Source organism: Methyloceanibacter methanicus (genome assembly GCF_001723285.1).
In the GTDB taxonomy this organism is placed as follows: Bacteria; Pseudomonadota; Alphaproteobacteria; order Rhizobiales; family Methyloligellaceae; genus Methyloceanibacter; species Methyloceanibacter methanicus.
On sequence record NZ_LPWG01000010.1, the window covers coordinates 182,413 to 204,022 of the forward strand.

16 protein-coding genes and 3 pseudogenes are annotated in these 21,610 nt (G+C 64.2%); 7 read left to right on the top strand and 12 right to left on the bottom strand.

Going from position 1 to position 21,610, the window contains the following annotated elements; all coding sequences use genetic code 11:
• The first annotated feature begins 3 nt into the window (after nt 1-3).
• Genes AUC68_RS05840 through AUC68_RS05850 form a run of 3 tightly spaced genes read left to right on the top strand, consistent with a single transcriptional unit; the run spans nt 4 to nt 3,504 of the window.
• A complete protein-coding gene (locus tag AUC68_RS05840; RefSeq protein ID WP_069436767.1) occupies nt 4-1,530 on the top strand; it encodes a TadA family conjugal transfer-associated ATPase in 1,527 nt (508 codons plus the stop codon).
• Nucleotides 1,517-2,509 carry a type II secretion system F family protein gene (locus AUC68_RS05845; protein WP_244500407.1) on the top strand — a complete coding sequence of 331 codons (993 nt, stop codon included), beginning with the start codon at nt 1,517-1,519 and terminating at the stop codon, nt 2,507-2,509. The genes AUC68_RS05840 and AUC68_RS05845 overlap by 14 nt, the downstream gene beginning before the upstream one ends.
• A gap of 14 nt (nt 2,510-2,523) precedes the next feature.
• Entirely contained in the window at nt 2,524-3,504 is a 981-nt protein-coding gene (locus tag AUC68_RS05850; RefSeq protein ID WP_069436768.1) for a type II secretion system F family protein, read from the top strand.
• 166 nt (nt 3,505-3,670) lie between these two features.
• Here the strand turns inward: AUC68_RS05850 and AUC68_RS05855 are convergent, their stop codons facing one another.
• The 3 genes from AUC68_RS05855 to AUC68_RS05865 all read right to left on the bottom strand — a co-directional run bounded on the left by AUC68_RS05855 (nt 3,671) and on the right by AUC68_RS05865 (nt 5,694).
• A complete protein-coding gene (locus tag AUC68_RS05855) occupies nt 3,671-3,952 on the bottom strand; it encodes a hypothetical protein (protein ID WP_141701115.1) in 282 nt (93 codons plus the stop codon).
• A complete protein-coding gene (locus AUC68_RS05860; RefSeq protein ID WP_069436770.1) occupies nt 3,940-4,500 on the bottom strand; it encodes a tetratricopeptide repeat protein in 561 nt (186 codons plus the stop codon). Before AUC68_RS05860 ends, AUC68_RS05855 begins: the two co-directional genes overlap by 13 nt.
• A 501-nt stretch (nt 4,501-5,001) precedes the next feature.
• Nucleotides 5,002-5,694 (bottom strand): glutathione S-transferase family protein, encoded by a 693-nt coding sequence (locus AUC68_RS05865; protein ID WP_244500408.1) that lies wholly within the window; start codon nt 5,692-5,694, stop codon nt 5,002-5,004.
• Nucleotides 5,695-5,781: 87 nt separating this feature from the next.
• Here AUC68_RS05865 and AUC68_RS05870 point away from each other — a divergent pair.
• Both AUC68_RS05870 and AUC68_RS05875 read left to right on the top strand, forming a co-directional pair.
• A pseudogene (locus AUC68_RS05870) lies at nt 5,782-7,168 on the top strand (leucyl aminopeptidase family protein).
• 137 nt (nt 7,169-7,305) lie between these two features.
• Nucleotides 7,306-8,022, top strand: a pseudogene (locus AUC68_RS05875) (C40 family peptidase); the annotation flags it as partial.
• On the opposite strand, the gene AUC68_RS05880 reads toward AUC68_RS05875, so the two are convergent.
• From AUC68_RS05880 to AUC68_RS05900, 5 genes are all read right to left on the bottom strand, one after another.
• Entirely contained in the window at nt 8,019-9,665 is a 1,647-nt protein-coding gene (locus AUC68_RS05880) for an ABC transporter ATP-binding protein (protein ID WP_069436772.1), read from the bottom strand. The pseudogene AUC68_RS05875 and the gene AUC68_RS05880 sit on opposite strands and share 4 nt — an antisense overlap.
• Nucleotides 9,662-10,579 (bottom strand): cation diffusion facilitator family transporter, encoded by a 918-nt coding sequence (locus AUC68_RS05885; protein ID WP_069436773.1) that lies wholly within the window; start codon nt 10,577-10,579, stop codon nt 9,662-9,664. The genes AUC68_RS05880 and AUC68_RS05885 overlap by 4 nt, the downstream gene beginning before the upstream one ends.
• A gap of 9 nt (nt 10,580-10,588) precedes the next feature.
• Nucleotides 10,589-11,752 (bottom strand): ABC transporter permease, encoded by a 1,164-nt coding sequence (locus AUC68_RS05890; protein ID WP_069436774.1) that lies wholly within the window; start codon nt 11,750-11,752, stop codon nt 10,589-10,591.
• Entirely contained in the window at nt 11,752-12,870 is a 1,119-nt protein-coding gene (locus AUC68_RS05895) for a microcin C ABC transporter permease YejB (RefSeq protein ID WP_069436775.1), read from the bottom strand. The genes AUC68_RS05890 and AUC68_RS05895 overlap by 1 nt, the downstream gene beginning before the upstream one ends.
• Nucleotides 12,871-13,126: 256 nt before the next feature.
• Entirely contained in the window at nt 13,127-14,227 is a 1,101-nt protein-coding gene (locus tag AUC68_RS05900) for a DUF3047 domain-containing protein (protein ID WP_069436776.1), read from the bottom strand.
• A 128-nt stretch (nt 14,228-14,355) separates the two neighbouring features.
• On the opposite strand from AUC68_RS05900, the gene AUC68_RS05905 reads away from it, so the two are divergent.
• Nucleotides 14,356-15,120, top strand: a complete 765-nt coding sequence (locus AUC68_RS05905) for an AraC family transcriptional regulator (RefSeq protein ID WP_069436777.1) — start codon at nt 14,356-14,358, stop codon at nt 15,118-15,120.
• On the opposite strand, the gene AUC68_RS17595 is transcribed toward AUC68_RS05905, so the two are convergent.
• From AUC68_RS17595 to AUC68_RS05920, 4 genes and pseudogenes are all read right to left on the bottom strand, one after another.
• Nucleotides 15,117-15,383: a hypothetical protein gene (locus AUC68_RS17595; RefSeq protein ID WP_244500409.1), complete on the bottom strand. Its 267-nt coding sequence runs from the start codon at nt 15,381-15,383 to the stop codon at nt 15,117-15,119. The two genes, AUC68_RS05905 and AUC68_RS17595, sit on opposite strands and share 4 nt — an antisense overlap.
• Complete coding sequence (locus tag AUC68_RS05910) at nt 15,380-16,939, bottom strand: extracellular solute-binding protein (protein WP_244500410.1); 1,560 nt, start codon at nt 16,937-16,939, stop codon at nt 15,380-15,382. Before AUC68_RS05910 ends, AUC68_RS17595 begins: the two co-directional genes overlap by 4 nt.
• A gap of 19 nt (nt 16,940-16,958) precedes the next feature.
• A pseudogene (locus AUC68_RS05915) lies at nt 16,959-18,871 on the bottom strand (extracellular solute-binding protein).
• A gap of 307 nt (nt 18,872-19,178) precedes the next feature.
• A complete protein-coding gene (locus AUC68_RS05920) occupies nt 19,179-20,696 on the bottom strand; it encodes a c-type cytochrome (protein ID WP_069436778.1) in 1,518 nt (505 codons plus the stop codon).
• 157 nt (nt 20,697-20,853) lie between these two features.
• On the opposite strand from AUC68_RS05920, the gene AUC68_RS05925 reads away from it, so the two are divergent.
• Entirely contained in the window at nt 20,854-21,591 is a 738-nt protein-coding gene (locus AUC68_RS05925) for a 3-deoxy-manno-octulosonate cytidylyltransferase (protein ID WP_069436779.1), read from the top strand.
• Nucleotides 21,592-21,610 lie beyond the last annotated feature (19 nt).

Below are 21,610 nucleotides of genomic sequence, written 5' to 3' on the forward strand. Positions count from 1 at the left end.
GCGATGTTTGGAAAACGAAACAGTTCCGCGCCCGACCTGAGTCCTCGGCCCGCGCCGCCGGCTGCCAAACCCGTTGTCGGCGAGGCCGTCAATGCGGGGACCGACACTAATGTCGACCAAGCACCGGCGCCTCCGCAAGCCGCGAGTGCGCCTGCCGAGGCCGCGCCGGCTCCTGCAGCCCCGGCGCGCAAGGCCCCCGAACGGGCGCGCTCGGAAGAATATTACGACGTCAAGACGACGGTCTTCAACGCGCTGATCGACACCATCGACCTCACCGCGCTGGCAAAGCTGGACGCCGACGCCGCACGCGAGGAGATCCGCGATATCGTCAACGAGATCGTCGCGATCAAGAACGTGGTGATGTCTATCGCCGAGCAGGAGGAACTGCTCCAGGACATTTGCAACGACGTGCTTGGTTACGGTCCGCTCGAGCCGTTGCTCATGCGCGACGACATCGCGGACATCATGGTCAACGGCGCGGAGACGACCTATATCGAAGTCGGCGGTAAGGTCGAGGCTTCGTCGATCCGCTTCGCCAGCAACGCGCAGCTGATGAACATCTGTCAGCGGATCGTGAGCCAGGTCGGCCGCCGCGTGGACGAGTCCAGCCCGATCTGCGACGCGCGTCTTCCCGACGGCAGCCGCGTCAACGTGATCGCGCCGCCCCTGTCGATCGACGGGCCGGCACTGACCATCCGCAAATTCAAGAAGGACAGGCTGACTCTCGATCAGCTGCAGAGATACGGTTCGATCAGTCCGGAGGGGCGCACGCTCCTGTCGATCATCGGCCGCGTCCGCTGCAACGTGCTGATCTCCGGCGGCACCGGTTCCGGTAAGACGACCCTGCTCAACTGCCTGACGGCCTATATCGAGCCGGACGAGCGCGTGATCACCTGCGAGGACTCTGCGGAGCTTCAATTGCAGCAGCCTCACGTGGTCCGGCTTGAGACGCGCCCGCCGAACCTGGAAGGCGAGGGCGAGATCACAATGCGCGATCTCGTCAAGAACTGCCTTCGCATGCGTCCCGATCGCATCGTGGTCGGCGAGGTGCGTGGCCCCGAGGCGTTCGACCTGTTGCAGGCCATGAATACGGGCCATGACGGGTCGATGGGAACCTTGCACTCCAACAGCCCGCGCGAATGCCTGAGCCGCTTGGAGAGCATGATCCTGATGGGCGGCTTCAACCTGCCGGCCCGGACCATCCGCGAGATGATCACGTCGTCCGTCGACATCATCGTCCAGGCCTCGCGCATGCGCGACGCAGCCGCAAAGATCACCCACATCACCGAAGTCGTCGGGCTCGAAGGCGAAATCGTAACGCTCCAGGACCTCTTCATCTACGACGTCGCAGGCGAGGACGCGAATGGCCGCATCGTCGGCCGTCACCGCTCGACCGGCATTGCGCGGCCGTACTTCTACGAGAGGGCTCGCTATTTCGGCGACGACAAGCGGCTCACGGAGTGCCTGTCCTCCGCCGAGGTCAACGACGAGCATGGCCGTCCCTTGGGAGAGAAGTTTGCTACCGCCTGAGTTCATCCAGTTCGCAGCCATCGCGCTGGCCGCGCTCGCCGTCGGCGGCGTGGTCTACGTGTTCGTCATGCCGTATTTCAGCGGTGAGCGGAAAGTGGGCAAGCGGGTCGAGGTCACGGCGCAAGGCCAGGCCGCCGGGCGGCAGCGGACCAACGTGCCGCAGCAGTTGCAAACGCGGCGCCGGCAGGTGCAGGACACGCTCAAGGAGATCGAGGCCAAGCAGAAGAAAGTGAAGCGCGTCTCGCTCCGGACCAAGCTCATGCAGGCGGGCCTGAACGTGAAGCCGCAGACCTATTACATGTTCTGCGTCGCCATGGGCCTCCTTGGCGGGTTCATATTTCTCGTATCGGGTCTGTCGCCGTTTATGTCCTTGCTTGGCATGATCGTTTGCGGGATCGGCCTGCCGCGCTGGCTCCTGGCGCGCCGCATTCGGGGCCGCCAGGCGAAGTTCCTGAAGGAGTTCGCCAACGCCATCGACATTATCGTTCGCGGCATTCGGTCTGGTCTGCCGCTTGGCGATTGTCTGGAGATCATCGCCAGCGAGTGTCCGGAGCCCGTGCGCAGCGAGTTTGTAGAACTCGTCGAACAGCAACGGATCGGCATTCCGCTCCCCAGGGCCTTCGAGCGCCTGTTCGAGCGCGTCCCGCTGCAAGAGGTGAGCTTCTTCTCGATCGTGATCGCGATCCAGTCGCAGACCGGCGGCAATCTCGCCGAGGCTCTGTCGAACCTGTCGGGCGTCTTGCGCGATCGCTACAAGATGCAGGCCAAGGTGAAAGCGCTCAGCGCGGAGGCCAAGGCCTCGGCCATGATCATTGGCGCCCTCCCTCCGGTCGTGATGACGGCGGTGTATCTCATTTCGCCGGACTACATCACGCTGCTTTGGACCGAGAAGATTGGGCAGTTCATGCTCATGGGCGCCGGCGTTTGGATGCTGATCGGCGTGCTCGTCATGCGCAAGATGATCAACTTCGAGATCTAACGGACCGGTGACCCATGCAGACCCTCATTAACACCGTGACCGATCCGGGAACCGTGGTGGTGATCCTCACCGCCATCGCCGCCTTTGCCACGGTCGCCTCTCTGATTATGCCCTACTTCGCCGCGGACCGGTTCGACGCCCGCATGAAATATGTCTCCAGCGAGCGCGACAGGCTGCGGGCCGAGCGCGTGGCGGCGATGGCCGACGAGCAACGGCACGCGAGACTGCGCAAGGAGCCGAAGAGCTTCATGAAGCAGGTCGTGGAGAACCTCAAACTCAGCAAGGCGCTCGAGACGGACACGACGCGCGACCGGCTGAAGATGGCGGGCTTTCGCGGCCAGGCGCCGGTCGTTGCGTTCCTCTTCTTCCGGGCCGCCCTGCCGTTCGCGGGCTTCGCGGTCGCATTTGTGTACCTGTTCTTCGTGAACGGCTTCGGCCTGCCGCCCATCGCCAAGATCGGTGTCTCGATCGGCGGCGCCTATCTGGGTTTCTATTTTCCCGACATCTTCATCTCGAACCTGATTCAGCGGCGCCAGAAGTCCATCCGGTCCGTGTTCCCCGACTCGCTGGATCTGCTGCTCATCTGCGTGCAGGCCGGCATGTCCGTGGAAGCCGCCATGAACAAGGTTGCAGGCGAGATCGGCACGCGCTCAATCGAGCTCGCCGAAGAATTCAGCCTCACCACGGCGGAACTGTCCTACCTGCCGGAGCGGCGGCTCGCTTATGAGAACCTCGGCAAACGCACCGGACTGCCTGCCGTGAGGGCCGTCGGCACCAGCCTCATTCAGGCGGAGCGTTACGGAACCGCCGTGAGCGAGGCCTTGCGCGTTCTCGCCCAGGAGAGCCGCGACATGCGCATGTCGGAAGCGGAGAAGAAGGCCGCGGCTCTGCCGCCGATGTTGACCGTTCCCATGATCGTCTTCTTTCTTCCGGTCCTGTTCGTGGTCATTCTGGGCCCGGCGGGAATTCAGGTGGCGCAGAACTTCGGCGGCTAATCGCAACGCTGGGCGCGCGATGTCGGCGCGGCGCAGCGTTCCGGCGGGAAGCGCCGACGCCAACGTGCCGACACCAATAAGGGCGGCACCAACAAGAAAGGCGCTCCGGAGAGCGCCTCCCTCGTTCCCCCATAAGGCTGTGCGGACGTCTTACCGCGCGGATGTCTTAACGCGCGGATGTCTTGGCAAAGGTCGACGTGCCGGGCGAGGTGCCGGGTGTCGCCGCCTGGGCAACCTTGGGCGGGGCCGAAATGACTTCGTCCACGGGCTTGACCATCTGGACCACGGGAGCCGGGGCCGCTTGTGGCTGGCTCGCGGCGAAAGTGGCCGGCTGGCTTGGGACGCTCGGTCCGAAGGGCGACCAGCTCTCGTCGCCTTGCTCGGACGTGTCGGGCTCCGACGCGGCGACCGCGGTTGGCTTGGTGAGCATGTTCTTCAAATAGGCCATGCTCTTCTTAGCCTGGCTCTCGCCCACGTCCACGGCGGCGACGTCCCGGGCTCGTTGTATTTGCCCTGGACCCCAAGCACGAGGGCCAGATTCTGGCGCAGGCGCTTGTCGTCGTGGCCTTCCTTGGCGGCTTTGCGAAGAAGGGTTTCGGCCTTCCTGGCTTTGCCGTCGAGCGCGTAAGAGAGCGCGAGATTGTTGATCACCGACGCGGAGTCCGGCTTCTTGCGCAGGGCCGCCTGGTAGTATTTCTGGGCCTTGGCGTGATCGCCGGTCTTGGCCGCGAGCGTGCCTTGGGCCGACAGGGTCTTCCAATCTTGGACGCCCTTGTCCTCGGCGGTCTTGAGCGCCTTCTGGGCAACGCCGACCTGACCGGTCTCGAGGGCGACCTTGCCGATCTCGGCGGCCAGCTCGGCGTTGTCCGGATTGGCAGCGTAAGCGGTCTGCAGGACCTCGACGCCCGCGTCTTGTTGCCCAAGGCACGGAGAGACGCCGCGTAGCCAAGCGCGTTGCGCGGGTCGGTCGTATCCTTGTTGTAGGCGGCGCCCCATTTCGTTGTGGCCTCGAAGGCCTCCGCAGCGCTCATCTGCACTTCAGGCGGCTTGCGCTTGAAGATGCCAAAACCGCTGCTGGCAATGCCGCCGCCGCCTCCAATGCCGCTGCCGACATGACCGCATCCGCCAAGAAGCGCAGCCGCGGCGGTTGTCGCCAGAAGCGCTAGCGCCATTGAACGTCGCGGAGAGTGGAGGCGTGCCATCGTCGATTTTGTCCCCAACGGGCGACGGAGGACGCGCCCGGTGTTCTTGGCATGGTTCGTTAAGTGTCATGATGTGGGACAGGCGTATAAAAAGTCTTAACCATAAGACGGGGCCGGGCAGCCCACGGAGCCGCGGTCCCAAGGAGCCGCGGGCCCAAGGAGCCGCGGGCCCTAGGAGCCACGGGCCCAAGGAGCCGCAGACGGAAGGAAACACAGACGGAAGGGACGGACTGGCCCCCGGACGGCGCCGCATGCCCCATGCGGGGTGCTCGCGGAAAAATCCTGAGGACGGCGTCTAGACCAGCGCGCGCTCGGCCATCTCGGCCTCGGCGCCGGCGAGCCACGCGGCCATGTCGGGCATGGCATAGATCGCCTCCACATAGGCGGCCGCGGTGCCGTCGTCCCCGAACGCGGCGAGGGGCACGCCATAGGTGCGGAAGCGGGTGGCGACGGGGGCATACATGGCGTCCGCGTTGGTGAAGGCGCCAAACAGAAGCGGGCCGCCTTGACCGAACCGCGCGCGCGTGTCTTTCCAGACCGCGACGACGCGCTGGATGTTGAGGGCGAGGGTCTCGCTGACCTCGGGCATCGGAAAGCGCGAAACGAGATCCATGGGCATGTCGTTGCGCAAGGCCTGGAAGCTCGAATGCATCTCGGCGGAGATGCTGCGCGCGGCAGCGCGCGCGGCCGTATCCTCGGGCCAGAGCCCGGCGTCCGGGAACTGCTCGGCGAGATACTCGACGATGGCGAGGCTGTCGTAGATCACCCCGAAATCGGTCTTGAGGGCCGGGACCTTGCCGGACGGCGAATGCTTGAAGATCTCGGCCTTGGTCTCGGGAAGTCTGAGGCGGATGCGCTCCTCCTCGAACGGCGCGCCGCACGCTTTCAGGGACAACCAGGGCCGCAGGCTCCATGACGAATAATTCTTGTCGCCAATTACCAGCCTGTAGCCCGTGCCCGTCATCGTTCCGCCTTCCATCGTTGTCATGCGTCCGCTCCCCTGCCATTAATGCGCCACCCCTTCAAGACTCATCCGGAATTTTTCATGCCGACACACGCGATCACGCTCGATCCCATGCGCCAAACACTCGAAGACTTGCTTCTGGACCCGGGCGCGCCGTCCATTCCCGTTGAGCTCGTCAATTCAGGCGAAGATCTTTCGGATATTGGCGAGCGCGAGGCCCGATGGGTGGAGGCCCGCGGCTGGAAGCCGACGCAAGGCTCGGTGCTTCTCGTCCCCGACGAGAGCGGCGCCATCGCCAAGGTCCTCCTGGGCACGGGCGGCGCGGATTGGCCCGAGCGCGCCCCCATGCTCGGTGGGGCGCTACCCGCCGCGTTGCCGGCGGGCGATTACCGGTTCGCAAGCCCCTTGCCGGACCCGGATCTCGCCGTCCTCGGCTTTCTGAAGAGCTGCTATCGCTTTACGCGCTACAAGTCCGGCGGCTCGGAGGAGGTCAAGCGTATCGTCCTGCCGGAGGGCGCGAATCGCGCCCATATCCTTGCGCTGGCCGAGGGCGTCTATCTCGGGCGCGATCTGATCAACACGCCCGCCAACGATCTGGGGCCGGCCGAACTCGAGGCAGTGGCGCGCGACGTCGCCAACAGTTTCGGCGCGACCATCAAGGTGACCGAGGGCTCGAACCTTTTGTCGGACAATTTTCCCATGATCCACGCGGTGGGCCGCGCGAGCGACCGCCCCCCGCGCCTGATCGATATGCATTGGGGCTCGGAGAGCGCGCCGAAGGTCACCATTGTCGGCAAGGGCATTTGTTTCGATACGGGCGGGCTCAACCTCAAGCCGGGCAATGCCATGGCCTTGATGAAGAAGGACATGGGCGGCGCCGCGGCAGCGCTTGCCTTCGCCGTGATGGTGATGCGAACCAAGCAGCCGGTTCGCCTCCGCGTGATCATTCCGGCCGCCGATAATTCGATCGCGGGCAATGCCTTCCGCCCGGGAGACGTGCTGCCCAGCCGCAACGGCATGACCGTGGAGATCGGCAACACCGACGCCGAGGGGCGCCTGGTGCTCGCCGACGCCCTCAGTCTCGCCGACGAAGACGCGCCGGACTATCTCGTGACGTTTGCGACCCTGACCGGCGCCGCCCGGGTCGCGCTCGGCCCGGATCTCCCGCCGTTCTACGCGACTGACGAGGCGTTCGCCGAGGGCATGCTGAAAGCCGCGCAGGCGGTCGCGACCCGGTCTGGCGCATGCCGTTCTGGGAGCCCTACGACAAGATGCTCAAGAGCAGCATCGCCGACGTCAATCACATCTCCGACGGGCCGTTTGCCGGTTCCGTCACGGCAGCGCTGTTCCTCAAGCGCTTCGTCAGAACGCGAAGCGCTACGCCCATCTCGACATCTACGGCTGGGTGCCGCGCGACCAGCCCGGCCGGCCGCGCGGCGGAGAGCCCCATGCCGCCCGCGCGCTGTTCGAGTACTTCCGGGGAGAGCTGACCGCGTGACGAAGCTCGATCCACGCCGGCACCCGTTCCGCGACGACCTCGCGGCAGAGGCCTTGCGTGGTGTGGTCGAGGCCGGGCGCTACGTGCAAGGGGAACGCCGGCAGGTGGAGGCATCCACGCTGCCGTTGCGCCGGGAGCCCCGCGCCGGTGCGAACCTCGATACCGAGGCGCTGCACGGCGAGACCCTAACCGTTTTCGACGAGCGGGACGGATGGGCCTGGGTGCAGCTCGATCACGACGCCTATGTCGGCTATGTGCCGAGCGAGGGGCTCGGACCCGTGCGGGCGCCCGCGACGCATCGCGTCGCCGCGCTGCGGACCTATGTCTTCCCCGAACCGGACGCCAAGGCGCCGCCGCTTCGTTTGCTCAGTCTGAATGCGCGCGTGCGCCTTGCCGAGGAGGGCGGCCGCTACGCGCCGCTGGACACGGGCGGCTTCGTCTATGCGAGCCATATCGCGCCCGTGAGCGACCACGCGCCGGATTTCGTCACGATTGCCGAGAGCTTTATTGGGGCGCCCTATCTTTGGGGCGGACGCACCAGCGTCGGCTTGGACTGTTCGGGCCTCGTGCAACTGTCCGCCGCGGCCGCTGGCCATAACCTCCCGCGCGATGCGGACATGCAAGAGGCCGAAGCCGGCGTACCCGTGGACCTGGCGGGCGGCGCCGGTTTGAGGCGTGGCGATCTCGTCTTTTGGGAAGGCCATGTGGGCATCATGACGAGCCCGGACCGCTTTTTGCACGCCAACGCCTATCATATGGCCGTCGAGCACGAGCCCTTCGAGGACGCCTGCCGGCGCATCAAGGAGGCCGGGTTTGCCATCACGAGCGTGCGGCGACTTGTGGAGACCCCTTAGCCGAAACGGCTAGGTGGAAACCGCATCGGCCGGCGTCGTCTCCAACTCGACGCGGCGGCCAGGAGAGCCTTGGTGTAGTCCGTTTGCGGATTGGTGAAGACATCCTGCGAAGGGCCTTGCTCCACCACCTTCCCGTGCCGCAGGACGATGATGGAATTGGCCAGGGCCCGGACGACCTTCAGGTCATGGCTGATGAAGAGATAGGCCAGCCGGTGCCGTTTCTGGAGATCGCGCAGAAGGTCCACGATCTGCGCTTGGACCGAGACGTCCAGCGCCGATGTCGGTTCGTCCAGAATGAGGAATCTCGGCTCCAGAACCAGCGCGCGGGCGATGGCGATGCGCTGCCGCTGGCCGCCGGAAAATTCATGCGGGTAACGGTCCCGGACCTTTGGGTCCAGCCCCACCTCCGTCAGCGCCCGTGCGACGCGCGAATTGCGGTCTTCCTGCGAGATGCCCGGGTTCTGGATCAGCAAACCTTCCTCGATGATTTGCCCGATCGACATGCGCGGGCTCAAGGAACCGTACGGATCCTGAAAAACGATCTGCAGCTCCTTGCGCAGGGGCCGCATCTGCTTCGAATTGTAGCCGTCGATCCGCTGGCCGAGATAGACGATCGGCCCCTCGCTCGAGATCAACCGCAAAAGGGCCTGGCCGAGCGTCGTCTTGCCGGAGCCGGACTCGCCGACCACGCCGAGCGTCTGCCCCTCCTTGACGTCCACATCGATCCCGTCGACGGCTTTGACATGCCCGACCGTCTTGCGCAGGAAGCCGCGCTTGATCGGGAACCACACTTTCAGATCGTCCGTCGTGAGGATCGTCTTGGCGCCGGGGTCGGCTGGGGGCGGCGAGCCCTTCGGTTCCGAGGCGATGAGATGCTTCGTGTAGTCGTCCTTCGGGTGCTCGAAAATGTCTTTCGTGGCCCCGCGTTCGACGATCGCGCCGTTGTGCATGACGCAGACGCGATCGGCCATTTTGCGCACGATCCCGAGATCGTGGGTGATGAGAAGCATCGCCATGTTGAACTCGGCCTTGAGCTGCAACAGCAGTTCGAGAATCTGTGCCTGGATCGTCACGTCGAGCGCCGTTGTCGGCTCGTCGGCGATCAGGAGGTCCGGTTCGTTGGCAAGCGCCATGGCGATCATCACGCGTTGGCGCTGCCCTCCCGAAAGCTGGTGCGGGTAGGACGCAAGACGTTCCTCCACGTCCTGAATGCCCACCTTGGTCAGGAGGTCGATGACGCGCGCCCGCGCCGCGTCGCCCGTGAGGCCCATATGGATGCGCAGGACCTCGGCGATCTGGCGCTCGATCGTATGGAGCGGGTTCAGGGACGTCATGGGCTCCTGGAAGATCATCGAGATCTGATTGCCGCGCACATGGCGCAAGCCCTCCGGCGGCAGGGCCAGGAGGTTCTCGCCCTTGAAATGGATCGCTCCGCCCGGGTGCGAGGCGGCGGGATAGGGGAGGAGCTGGAGGATCGACAGAGCCGAGACGGTCTTGCCGGAACCCGACTCGCCCACAAGGGCGACGGTTTCGCCGTGGTCGATGTCAAAAGAGACATCCTTCACCGCATGGGTGACCTTCTCACCCGCGCGAAAGTCCACGCACAGCTTGTCGATGGATAGGAGGGTCGGCGTATCGGTCATGCGGGTGCTCGATGAGATGCGTCGGTATGATCGGCGCATGTGCGGGACTCCACTTCGACCGTCGCATGGTCCAGGTTGAACTTGTCTTTCAGCCGGGCCTTGATGCCCTGCACGACGGTGTCGATGTCGGCTGCATCGCCGATCACGGCGTGCAGCGTGACCATGCGGCGGCATTGGGTGATGGACCACACATGGACGTGGTGGACTTCGTCCACGCCCGGCACGTTCTTCACGAGGTCCGGGGCGATGTCGCGGGTGTCGAGTTCGTGCGGCGCTCCTTCGAGCAGGATATGGGCCGATTCAGAGACCACGAACCAGCCGCTGCGCAGAATGATCAGGGCCACGACGATCGACAGCAACGGATCGATCGGCGTCCACCCCGTCAGCATGATCACGGCGCCGGCGATCAGCGCGGCCACCGACCCCAGCAGATCGCCGAGCACGTGCAACGCCGCGCCGCGCACGTTGAGATTCTCCCGGTCCGCGCCCCGCAAGAGCAGGAACGAGATGATGTTCACCAGAAGCCCCGCGACGCCGATGACGACCATGATGCCGCCGGCCACATGCGCTTCGCCTTGCATCAGACGGTCGATCGCCTCGTAGACGATCCAGCCGGCGATCACGAACAGGGCCATGCCATTGGTGAACGCCACCAGGACCTGGAACCGGTCGAAGCCGTAGGTGCGTTTCCAGTCGGCGGGACGCCGGGCCAGGCGGAACGCGAACCACGCCAGTCCCAGCGCCGCGAAATCCGTGAGCATGTGCCCCGCATCGGCGATCAGCGCCAGGGAGTTGGCGATGATTCCGCCCGCCAGCTCGATGAACATGAACCCGCCGGTGATCATCGCGGCCAGGCCCATGCGGGTCTCATTCTTGGCGGTGACCGTGTGGCTGTGGTCGTGTGAACCGTGCATGGGCCCGCCTCAGGTCAGCGTCTTGCGCGGGTCGAGCGCGTCGCGCAGGGCCTCGCCGACGAAAATCAAAAGACTCAGCATGATGGCGATGACGAAGAACGCCGTCAGCCCGAGCCAGGGCGCCTGCAGATTGTCCTTGCCTTGCGCCAGCAACTCGCCGAGCGACGGCGAATCCGGGCGCAGTCCAAATCCGAGGAAGTCCAGCGACGTCAGGGTCGTGATGGAGCCGTTCAGGATGAAGGGCATGAACGTCAGGGTGGCGACCATCGCGTTCGGCAGCAGATGCTTGAAGATGATCTTGAGGTTGGGCAGGCCAAGTGCGCGCGCGGCCGTGACATATTCGAAGTTGCGCGCGCGCAGGAACTCGGCCCTGACGACGCCGACCAGCGCCACCCAGGAGAAGGCCAAGAGGATGCCGAGCAGGATCCAGAAATTCGGCTCGATGACGGCGGCCACGATGATCAGCAGATAGAGCTGCGGGACGCTCGTCCAGATCTCGATGAAGCGCTGGAACAGCAGGTCCGTCCAGCCGCCGAAATAACCCTGAACGGCGCCGGCGGAGACGCCGATGATCGTCGAGAAGACCGTCAGCACAAGTCCGAACAGAACGGAGATGCGAAAGCCGTAGATGATCCGCGCGACCACGTCGCGGCCCTGATCGTCGGTGCCGAGCCAGTTCCACTCGAGACTGGCGTCGCAAGGGTGGAAGCCCTTCTCGACGGCGAGTTCGCAATCCTTGTCGGTCAGCAGCCAGGTGGGCTTCACCGGGAACGCCATTGGCGGGTTCTTGTTCTGCGTGTTGTAGGAGAAGCGGATCGGCGGCCACAGCATCCAGCCGCCTTTCTCGGTGATCAGTTCCTGCACCACGGGATCGCGATAATCCGCTTCCGTTTCGAAGATGCCGCCGAAATCCGTCTCGGGATAGGCCTCGAAGATGGGCCAATAAAGCTGGCCCTCATATTCGACGAGGATGGGTTTGTCGTTGGCGATGAACTCGGCGAAAAGGCTGGTCACGAAGAGGATCAGGAAGACCCACAAGGACCAGTAGCCGCGCTTGTTGGCTTTGAAGGTCTGCCAGCGGCGCTTGTTGAGCGCGGAAATCCAAGGGCGGGTCTGCGGGATCCCTTCCGCCGCAACCTCCTCGGTGACGCTGACATCGGTCGGCGCGTCCATCAGACCTCCCGCGTTTCGAAGTCGATGCGCGGATCGACCCAGGTATAGGTGAGGTCGGAGAGGAGGCTGATCAGAAGTCCGAGCAGCGAGAAGATGTAGACGGTCGCGAACACGACCGGATAGTCGCGGTTGACGATGGACTCAAAGCCCAGCAGTCCGAGGCCATCCAACGTGAAGATGGTCTCGATCAGAAGCGACCCGGCGAAGAAGGCCCCGATAAAGGCACCGGGGAAACCGGCGATAACGATCAGCATGGCGTTGCGGAAGACGTGTCCGTAGAGCACCTGCCGTTCGGTCAATCCCTTCGCCCGCGCCGTGATGACGTATTGCTTGCGGATTTCCTCGAGGAACGAGTTCTTGGTCAGGAACGTCGTGGTCGCAAACGCCGACAGCGCCATGGCGGTCAGCGGCAGCACAAGATGCCAGAAATAGTCGAGGATCTTTTCGTACCAGGGCAGGGACCAGAAATTCTCCGAGACGAGGCCGCGCAAGGGAAAGATCTGCAGGAAGGAGCCGCCGGCGAACAGCACGATCAAGAACACCGCGACCAGAAAGCCCGGGATGGCGTAGCCGATCACGATCACGCTCGACGTCCAGATGTCGAAGCGCGAGCCGTCCTGGACGGCCTTCCGGATCCCGAGTGGAATTGAGATCGCGTACGAGATCAGCGTCATCCACAGACCGAGCGAAATCGAGACGGGCATGCGCTCCGCGATCAACTGCATGACGCTCGTGTCGCGGAAATAGCTCTCGCCGAAGTCGAACCGCAGATAGTTCCAGATCATCTGCCCGAAGCGCTCGTGAGCGGGCTTGTCGAAACCGAACTGCTTCTCGAGGCTGGCGATGAATTCCGGGTCGAGCCCCTGCGCGCCCCGGTATTTGGACGAGCCCCCGCTCACGTCGCCGCCGGGCATGCCTTGCTGACCGCCGCTGCCGGAGAAGTCGCTGCCGCCGCCGCTGAATTTCGCGGTGGCGCCGGCATCGGTGCCGGTTAGCTGCGCGATCAGCCGCTCGACGGGTCCGCCCGGTGCGAACTGCACGATGACGAAGGTCACCAGCATGATGCCGAGCATCGTTGGAATGATCAGTAAGAGTCGGCGAAGGATATAGGCGGCCAATTGTGTTGGGCTTCCTGTCGCTGCGCTTCCGGTTGCAACGGGCTGCGGCCGCTCTCGCCTGGAGGGCGGGGACCCGTATGTGCTGTCTTTGCTTACTGGATTCTGGAGGCGAGTGGAACCCGACAGAGGGGCTGGAATTATTGCAAGTTGGTAAGACTTGGGCGCCGGCGCCCAAGGAACGCGCCAAGGAACGCGCCAAGAAACGCCCCAAGTGGCAACAAGGGGCGCCCCTCGCGGCGTTCGTGCAAAGCTGGCGCTACATGACCGCGATCGTGCCGTTTTCGCCGTGGATCGCGATATCGGCGAATTGGCACTTGCCTTCCGCCTGCTGGAAGATGCACACGGCGATCAGCCAGACCTTGACGATCTTTTCGGGCATCGGGCCGCCGATCCGCTCGGCGTAATCCCGGTAGAGATCCCGCTCTTCGGTGAGCCATTTCCCGAGGTCGTCCAGCCCGCTGCGCACGACCACATGGGTCTCCCGGTGGGTCCAGGTGGGAATGGGGCAGCGGAACGTCGTCTCGAGCGGCAGCTCGCTGCTCCAGAAATAGGTGATGTCCTGGCCGTTATCGAACTCCACGGCGATGCTCAGATAGTCGTGCGTGGGGAACGTATCCTCGGCAACCGCGGAGGGAAGCTTCTCCATGCGCCAGGCCCAGGAGACCTTGGTGCCGGGCTTGAGCGGCACGACACAGTCCTTTGTGAGTAGCGCGCCGTTGTTGTCGCTATGGCAGCAGATCGCATTCGCCCGTCCGTGATCGCCGCATTCCTTGTAGATCTCCGAGGGACCGATGAACCAGAGATAGTCCCATCCCTTCGGCACCGGGACCTGACTTGAAAAGCGGTCGATCTCGCCGGCGACCATGCCGTTCACGTCGCCGATCTGCACGAGCCTCTTCAGGGCTTCCAGCGGCGGCATCTGCCAGCGCACGACGAGCAGCGTGAGGATGCCTTCGGCCATGCCCCAGGCTTCGTCCGGCGTGGCCAGATCGCCCGTGCGGGACGCGAACTCACCGGGGAAACTCGTGCCCACATAGAGCCGTCCCGACTTCACGGCTTCGAAGCTGTTGGTCGCCCGGGATCCCCGGAAGATCTCGCCGTCGGTGCCGATCCGGCACCAGAGCTGTATCGCGGCCGGAAACGAGATCGCTGTGCCCGTCAAGGAGGTCGTGCCGATCACGAAGGTCGAGACCTGGTCCCCGGGTGCGAAGTCGATCCCGGTGTCGAGCCAGGGCGGCTGGTTCGACGGGACGAGGACGAAGTGAAAATCCTTGACGATCCCGGCCGGTGCCTGGCCGAGAAGCGCCCTGAACTGCGCTTCGAACGCGGCGCTGTCGAGTTGAGGGCGATCTTGCATAGGGTCCTCCAAGTCGTTCCATCAAGACGTTCCATCCGTGGCAGCGCCAACGGGGTGACGCCATTGCCTTTATTGTTGCGCCGGGACCATAGCCGAGCGACCATGCCTCCGACTTGCAGGAACCTGCTATGGATCAATTTCATCCCTTTCATTCGCAGCTCTATATCGGTGACGGCCGGGCCGTGTATTGCGGTCCACTCCAGCAATTGGAGAATCACGTCTACGGCGCGCCCGTCCTGCATGTGGGCATCTACAAGCCGTTCAAGATGATGCTTGCCGATGGCGTGTGGCGCAGCTACCGCGTCGCATTGGTGCCGCCGGGCTTGCGTCACGCCCTCGATATTGACGGCGGCGTGCATGGGAAACTCTTCGTCGATGCGGAGAGCGCCTCGGCGCCCGCGTTCCGCAAGCGCTATCCGTATCGAAAAGGCGTGGTGAGCAGTTTCCGCGATCCCGAAATCGTGGCCGCGTTTCACTGGGTGTTCGAGGAGGATCCGCGCCAGCCGGATGTCGAGGCGCGGCTCGACAAATTGTTCCCGGCCGAACCGGGCACCACGATCGACCCGCGTATTCTGAAAGTGCTCGATCTCATCCTTGCCGAGCCGGACCGGAATCACTCGCAGACGGAACTGGCCGAGGCGCTGGGTCTGTCGCCCTCGCGAGTCCTGCATTTGTTCAGTGAACAGATCGGTGTGCCGTACCGGCGCTATCGCATGTGGAAGCGGCTTTGGCTTTCGGCGGAGCGGCTGCATGCCTCCGACAGCATGACCACTGCGGCACTGGACAGCGGCTTCGCGGACGCAACCCATTTCAGCCATGCATTCCGGGATACGTTCGGTGTCAACCCGGCGCCCGTGTTCCGCAAGATCGAGCGCTTCGAGCGGCTGGCTTAGGGCCGCTCGTTCTGCGCGCCCACGAACCACCACGTATCGAGAATTCCCCGATCGTATTTCGGCTTGGTCTCGGGCTGGCCGAACTTGTCCCAATAGGCGATCGTATGGGATGCCTTGTACCAGTGCGGCACCCAGTAGTGCCCCGCCCGCAGAACCCGGTCGAGCGCCTGCGCCGCGGTGTTCATGTCCTCGCGGTTCTCGGCGGCGATGATCTTCTCGATCAGCGCATCCACCGCGGGGTCCTTGACTCCGGCGAGGTTCAAGGAGCCCCCGAGATCCGCGGCGCGGGAGCCGAAATAGCTGCGCAGCTCGCGCCCGGCGTATTGCGCATGACATAGCGCTGGGTGGTGACATCGAAATCGAAATCCTTCAGGCGCTGCTGATACTGGGCCGGGTCGACGCGGCGGATGCGCGCGGCGATCCCGAGCAGTTCCAGATTCTTCACATAGGGCGCGATGATGCGCTCGAAGGAGGGCTCGAAGGTCAGGAACTCGACCGTGAGCTGTTCGCCCTTGTCGTTGACGCGCTTCTTGTTCTGGATGCGCCAGCCCGCCTCATCGAGCAGTTTGCTGGCCTCTCTCAAGAGGTTCCGGTCCCGGCCCGAACCGTCGCTGACCGGCGGCATCGCCACGGGCCCAAGCGCATCCGCATCGACCTCGACGCCGAGCCCTTCGATGAGCGTGCGTTCGCCGTCCGAGGGCTCGCCTTCGGCTTTCATCGGCGAGTTCTCGAAATAGCTCTGGGTGCGGTCGTAAAGGCTGAAGAACATGTTGCGGTTGGTCCATTCGAAGTCGAAGGCCAACGCCAGGGCTTCGCGCACGCGCTTGTCCTTGAACTTGTCACGCCGCGTATTGATGAAGAAGCCTTGCGTTCCAGACGGGGTGAGGTCCGGCACGGTCTCCTTCTTCACGCGTCCGTCCTGTACCGCGGGAAAGTCGTACTCGGTCGCCCAGACCTTCGAGGTAAACTCCTCGCGAAGATCGTAGGTGCCGGCCTTGAAGGCTTCCATGCCGGCTGTGCGGTCGCGGAAATACTCGAAGCGGATCGTGTCGAGGTTCCAGCGGCCCTTGTTGACCGGCAGGTCCTTGGCCCAATAGTCAGGGTTCCGCCGATAGGTGATGGTGCGGCCCTGCTTGAAACCGTCGACCAGGTATGGGCCCGACCCCAGAGGCGGCTCCAGCGTCGTCTCGTCGAACGTCTTGCCGGCGTAGTAGGCCTTGGAAAACACGGGCAGCCCCGCCACGGTGAGCGGCAAATCGCGCACGAGGTCGCCGGTGAACGTGTAGCGCACCGTCGCCGGATCGAGTGCCTCGGCCGTCTCCACATCGCGCAGCATCTGAGAGAAAAGCGGATGGCCCTTTTCCTTGAGGGTCTCGAAGGAGAACACGACGTCGTCAGCGGTCACCGGTGTGCCGTCGGAAAAGCGCGCTTCGGGCCGGAGGTAGAACGTCACCGACTTGCGGTCGTCGGCGACTTCCGCGCTTTCGGCGATGAGCCCGTAGACCGCATCCGGCTCGTCTTGCGCGCGCACCATGAGGCTGTCGAACAACAGGTCGAGCCCCTGCGCGGCGTCGCCCTTGAGGATGTAGTTGTTGAGGCTGTTGAAGGTCGTGACACCGCCCCAGCCGATCAAGGACAGGGCGCCGCCCTTGGGGGCATCCGGATCGACATAGGCGAAGGCTTCAAAGTCTTCAGGCTGGGCGAGATCGCCGAATGCCGACAGGCCGTGGCTGAGTTCGGATGCCTCTAGAGGGGCGGGGGCCGATAGGCTGCAGAGAAGGCCTGCAGCAAGGACAAACGCGGCACGTGCAACTGTCATCGATCGGGTCTTGAGCCTCTTAGCGCACCTCGGCCTGCTCGCCGGCCGACTGGGCCTTGTCCTTGTCGTACCACCACACTTGCAGGAAGCCCGGCGTCAGTCCAGGGAGCGTTTCCGGTTTGTCGTAGCGGTTCCAATAGGCGATCCGCGAATTCGGCGAGAACCACTGCGGCACGACGAAATCGTTCCACAGAAGCACGCGGTCGAGCGCGCGGGTCGCGGCGACAAGCTCCTCCCGATCCTTGGCGAAGATGACATAGTCGATCAGCTTGTCGATGGCCTGGTCCTTGATGCCGATGAGGTTCGTGCTGCCCTCGCGGCCGGCGGCTTCGCTGCCCCAGTAGTCGCGCTGTTCGTTGCCAGGCGATTCGGACTGGGCGAAATTGCCGACGACCATGTCATAGTCGAAATTGTTGAGACGCCGCGTGTACTGGGCCGAGTCCACCAGGCGGATCGAACTGTCGATGCCGAGCCGGTCGAGATTGCGGATATAGGGCTGGACGATGCGCTCGAAGAGCGGCGAAACGAGCAGGAACTCCACCGTCATTTTCTGACCGGTCTTGGTGTTGGTGAGCTTGCCGTCCTTCACCTGCCAGCCTGCCTCGCGCAAGAGCTTCACGGCGTTGCGCAGGTTGTTGCGCATTTCCATCTGGTCCTTGTTGGTCGGATTGCGATGGACGGTGGTGAAGACCTCTTCGGGGACGTCGCCGCGCACGGTCTCCAGAATCTCCAGTTCGCGTCCTTCGGGAAGGGCTGCCGGTGCCGCGAGTTCGGAGTTCTGGAAATAGCTACCGACCCGTTCGTACTGGCCATAGAACAGGTTCTTGTTCGCCCATTCGAAGTTGAACGCGAGGTTGAGCGCCTGGCGGACGCGCCGGTCCTGGAACTGCGGGCGGCGAAGGTTCATCACGAAGGCCTGCATCGGCATCACGCGATCGAGCTTGATCTCCTCGCGTTTGACCTCGCCGTTGCGGACCGCCGGGAAGTCGTAGGCCATGGCCCAGTTCTTGGAGCTCGTTTCGTTCCAGAAATCGAGATTGCCCGCCTTGAAGCTCTCGAAGGCGACGGTCATGTCGCGATAGCTATCGAAGCGGAGCTCGTCGAAATTCCACATGCCCTTGTTCACGGGTAGATCCTTGCCCCAATAGTCGTCCACCCGCTCGAAGCTGATCGACCGGCCGGGCCGGACCGTCTTGACGCGGTAGGGGCCGGAGCCGAGCGGCGGCTCCATGGTGGTCTTCATGGGATCGCGGGTCTCGCCGTTGGCGTCCTTGCCGGTCCAGAAGTGCTTCGGCAAGATGGTGAGCTGCCCCATGATCATCGGCAGCTCGCGGTTGTCTTGGTGTCGAAGTAGAACGTGACTTCGTTGTCGCCGGTCTGCTCCGCATGGCTGACATTCTTGTAGTAGAGGCCCAGCCGCGGATTCGCCTCCTTGTTCACGTTGAGGCTGTAGATCACGTCCTCGGGCGTGATCGGCTTACCGTCATGCCATCGCGCCTCATCGCGCAGTTTGAACGTCACGGACGAGTAGTCCTCGGGGTAGGACGCCCACTCGGCGATGAGCCCGTAAGAGGTCGACGGCTCATCGATGCTGTCGGACATCAGACTCTCGTTGACGAGGCTGATCCCCGGCGCTTGCTCGCCCCGATAAAGGACCGGATTGAGGCTGTCGAAACCGCCGATCGAGGGCAGGCGCACGAGGCCGCCCTTTGGCGCATCGGGATTGACGAAGCGGAAATGGGCGAAGTCGGCGGGGTATTCGGGGCCCCCCACCAAAGACAGCGCATGGTGCTGGGTCTGACCGGCGGCATCGCCGGTGTCGGTCTTGGCCTCTTCGGCGACGGCCGGCCCGAGCAGCAGCGCCGTCAGCGTCGCGGCGAGCGTCAGGGGCGCGAATGTCGGATGCACAGTTCTCAGGCGTGAAAGGATCATGGGTGGAGCAACACCGTTCCGCGTTTGAGGGATCGTTCCGGCCACGTGCGCCCCGGCATGCCGAGACGGGCAACCACGGGGCTTAAGCCTGGCCGGGGGCGGCAAGAAGCGCAAAAGGCAGAAAAAGTTAGCATGGCGTGCTGCGGGGCCAAGTGAAATATCGGTCATGTCCCGCGGTCGCCGCGGACCGGGAAGAACGGCAACGCCGATGCCTGGCGTGCGGCCCCTGGCAATGCATCGCGGCCAAGAAAAAGGGCCCTCTTGCGAGGGCCCTTGATCAAGCGGTTTTGAATGACGCCTGCGCGGTCTAGAGCCCCTCGGGCTTGCCGTCCGGGTAGACCGGCTGGGGCTGCGAGGACGTGCTTGCGCTGTCGTCCGGCGTGCTGGGCTCGTCGGCCTGCGTCGTCGTGGAAGACGGGTCCGACGGGACGACCGGCTGCGGCTGGTTCGGAGACGGCGCCTCGCCTTTATGCGGCAGGGTCGGCGCATCCTCGGAGACCTCGGGCGAGTTGACGATGGTCTCTTCGTCCATCACCTCCTCGATCTCTTCCATGGCCGCGTCTTCCTTCTCCATCTCGGTCGCGGCGCCGGACTCTTCGGTCGCGGACGGGCTCTCCTCGGACTCGGCCGGTGCAGTTTCCACCGCCTCTTCCTCGATCACCTCTTCCTCGACCATGGGCTCGGCCTCGTCCTCCGCGGGAGCGGCCTCGTCCTCGGCGGGAGCGGCTTCTTCAGCAGGAGCGGCCTCCTCAGCCGGCTTCGCCTCTTCCTCGGCAGGGACCGCGTCCTCGGCTGGGGCGGGTTCCTCCGCGGGGGCGGCGTCCTCGGCGGGGGCAGCATCTTCGGCCGGCGCAGCCGCCGCATCGCCTGCAGGCAGAGCCGGCGGGTTCTCCGTCTGGCTACGCAGGAAGGCAATCACGTCCGCCCGCTTCTTCGCGTCGGGAATGCCGGCGAAGGCCATGGTGGTCCCCGCCGCGAAGGCTTGCGGATTCGTCAGCCACTCGTCGAGGCGCTCGTAGGTCCATGCGCCACCCTTGCTCTTGAGGGCTTCGGTGTAGCTGAAGCCCTCGTGGTGAGCGACATCGGCGCCGACCACATTGTGCAGGTTCGGCCCGATCATGTTGGCGCCGCCCGCGTCGAACGAGTGGCAGACCTTGCAGAGCGCCGCGGCCTGCTCGCCCTTGGCCGGGTCGGCCTCGGCGAGGAGCGACAGGATTTCGGGCTGGCCGCTCTCTTCGGCCGCGTCCCCGGCTTTCTCCTCGGCGGCGGGTGCGGCCGTGGGCTCAGGAATCGGCAGCGGGCTATCGCTGTTCTGGTTGAGATAGGCGATCACGTCCGCGCGTTTCTGAAGGTCCTTGATACCGGGGAAAGCCATGCTGGTCCCGGCCGCGAAGCCTGCCGGGTTCTCGAGCCAGTGGTCCAGGTTCTCGAATGTCCACTCGCCGCCATGGTCCTTGAGGCCAGGGGTGTAGTTGAAACCTTCATGGGCGGCGATCTTGTGCCCGACCACGCCGTAGATGCCCGGACCGATCATGTTCGGGCCGCCCTTTTCGAAATTGTGGCAAACCTTGCAGAGCCCGACGGCCTGCTCGCCCTTGGCCGGGTCGGCTTTATTCAGTGCGGCAATGAACTCCGCGCCCTTGTCGGGCCCTTCCTTCTTCTTGTCGCCGTGAACGAGGTCTTCCTCGGCGCCGGCCACTTCGTAGCCCGGTGTCTCCGGCGCATGCTCCTCGTACATAATGTCGATGAGCGTTCGCGTGCCAAAGAACAACAGCAGCGCCAACAGCACCGCCATGGCGATCTTGTTGAAGTAATAGTATTTCATAAGCGATATCCCCCCGGCAGGAAAAAAGGCTACTTCAGAATAGCTCTTGCGATGCCGGCTGACACTATAAGGGGGCGCGGGTTGTTGCAACTGAGAGAATCAGCGCACCCGGCGCCACCGTCGAAAAGGACGTTTCAACGCTAACAAACGGGAAACAATGACAAAATCCATAGTCGTTATTCCTGCCCGGCTTGCGGCGACACGTCTGCCGGACAAACCGCTGGCCGAGATCGCGGGCGAGCCCATGATCGTTCACGTATGGCGGCGGGCCATCGAGGCGCAATGCGGTCCGGTTTTGGTGGCCACCGATTCGCAGGCCGTCCAGGACGCCGTCGCCAGCGCCGGTGGCGAGTCCGTTCTCACCCGGCCCGATCATGCCAGCGGATCCGACCGCATTCACGAAGCGCTGCAGGCGGCAGATCCGGACCGGACGTACGACGTGGTCATCAACCTGCAAGGGGACCTGCCGACGCTCGATCCCGCCCTGGTGCGCAAGTGCGTTGAGGCTCTCGAAGAAGGCGGCGCCGACATCGGCACCATCGCGGCCGAGATCGTACGCGCCGAGGAGCGCACGAATCCCAATGTGGTGAAGGTGGTGGGCACGCCCCTCGCGCGCGGCGGAATTCTCAATGCGCTCTACTTTACGCGTGCGACGGCACCGTATGGCGAGGGGCCGCTCTATCATCACATCGGGCTTTACGCATACCGGCGCGCGGCGCTCGAGCGCTTCGTGGGGCTGCGCCCCTCGCCGCTCGAGATGCGCGAGAAACTCGAACAACTGCGCGCGCTCGAGGCCGGCATGCGCCTGCACATCGGCCTCGTTGACACGGTTCCGCTCGGTGTCGATACTCCGGCCGACCTCACGCGGGCACGCGAAATTCTTGAAACCTCTTAGGAATTTCTGGCCCTCCCGC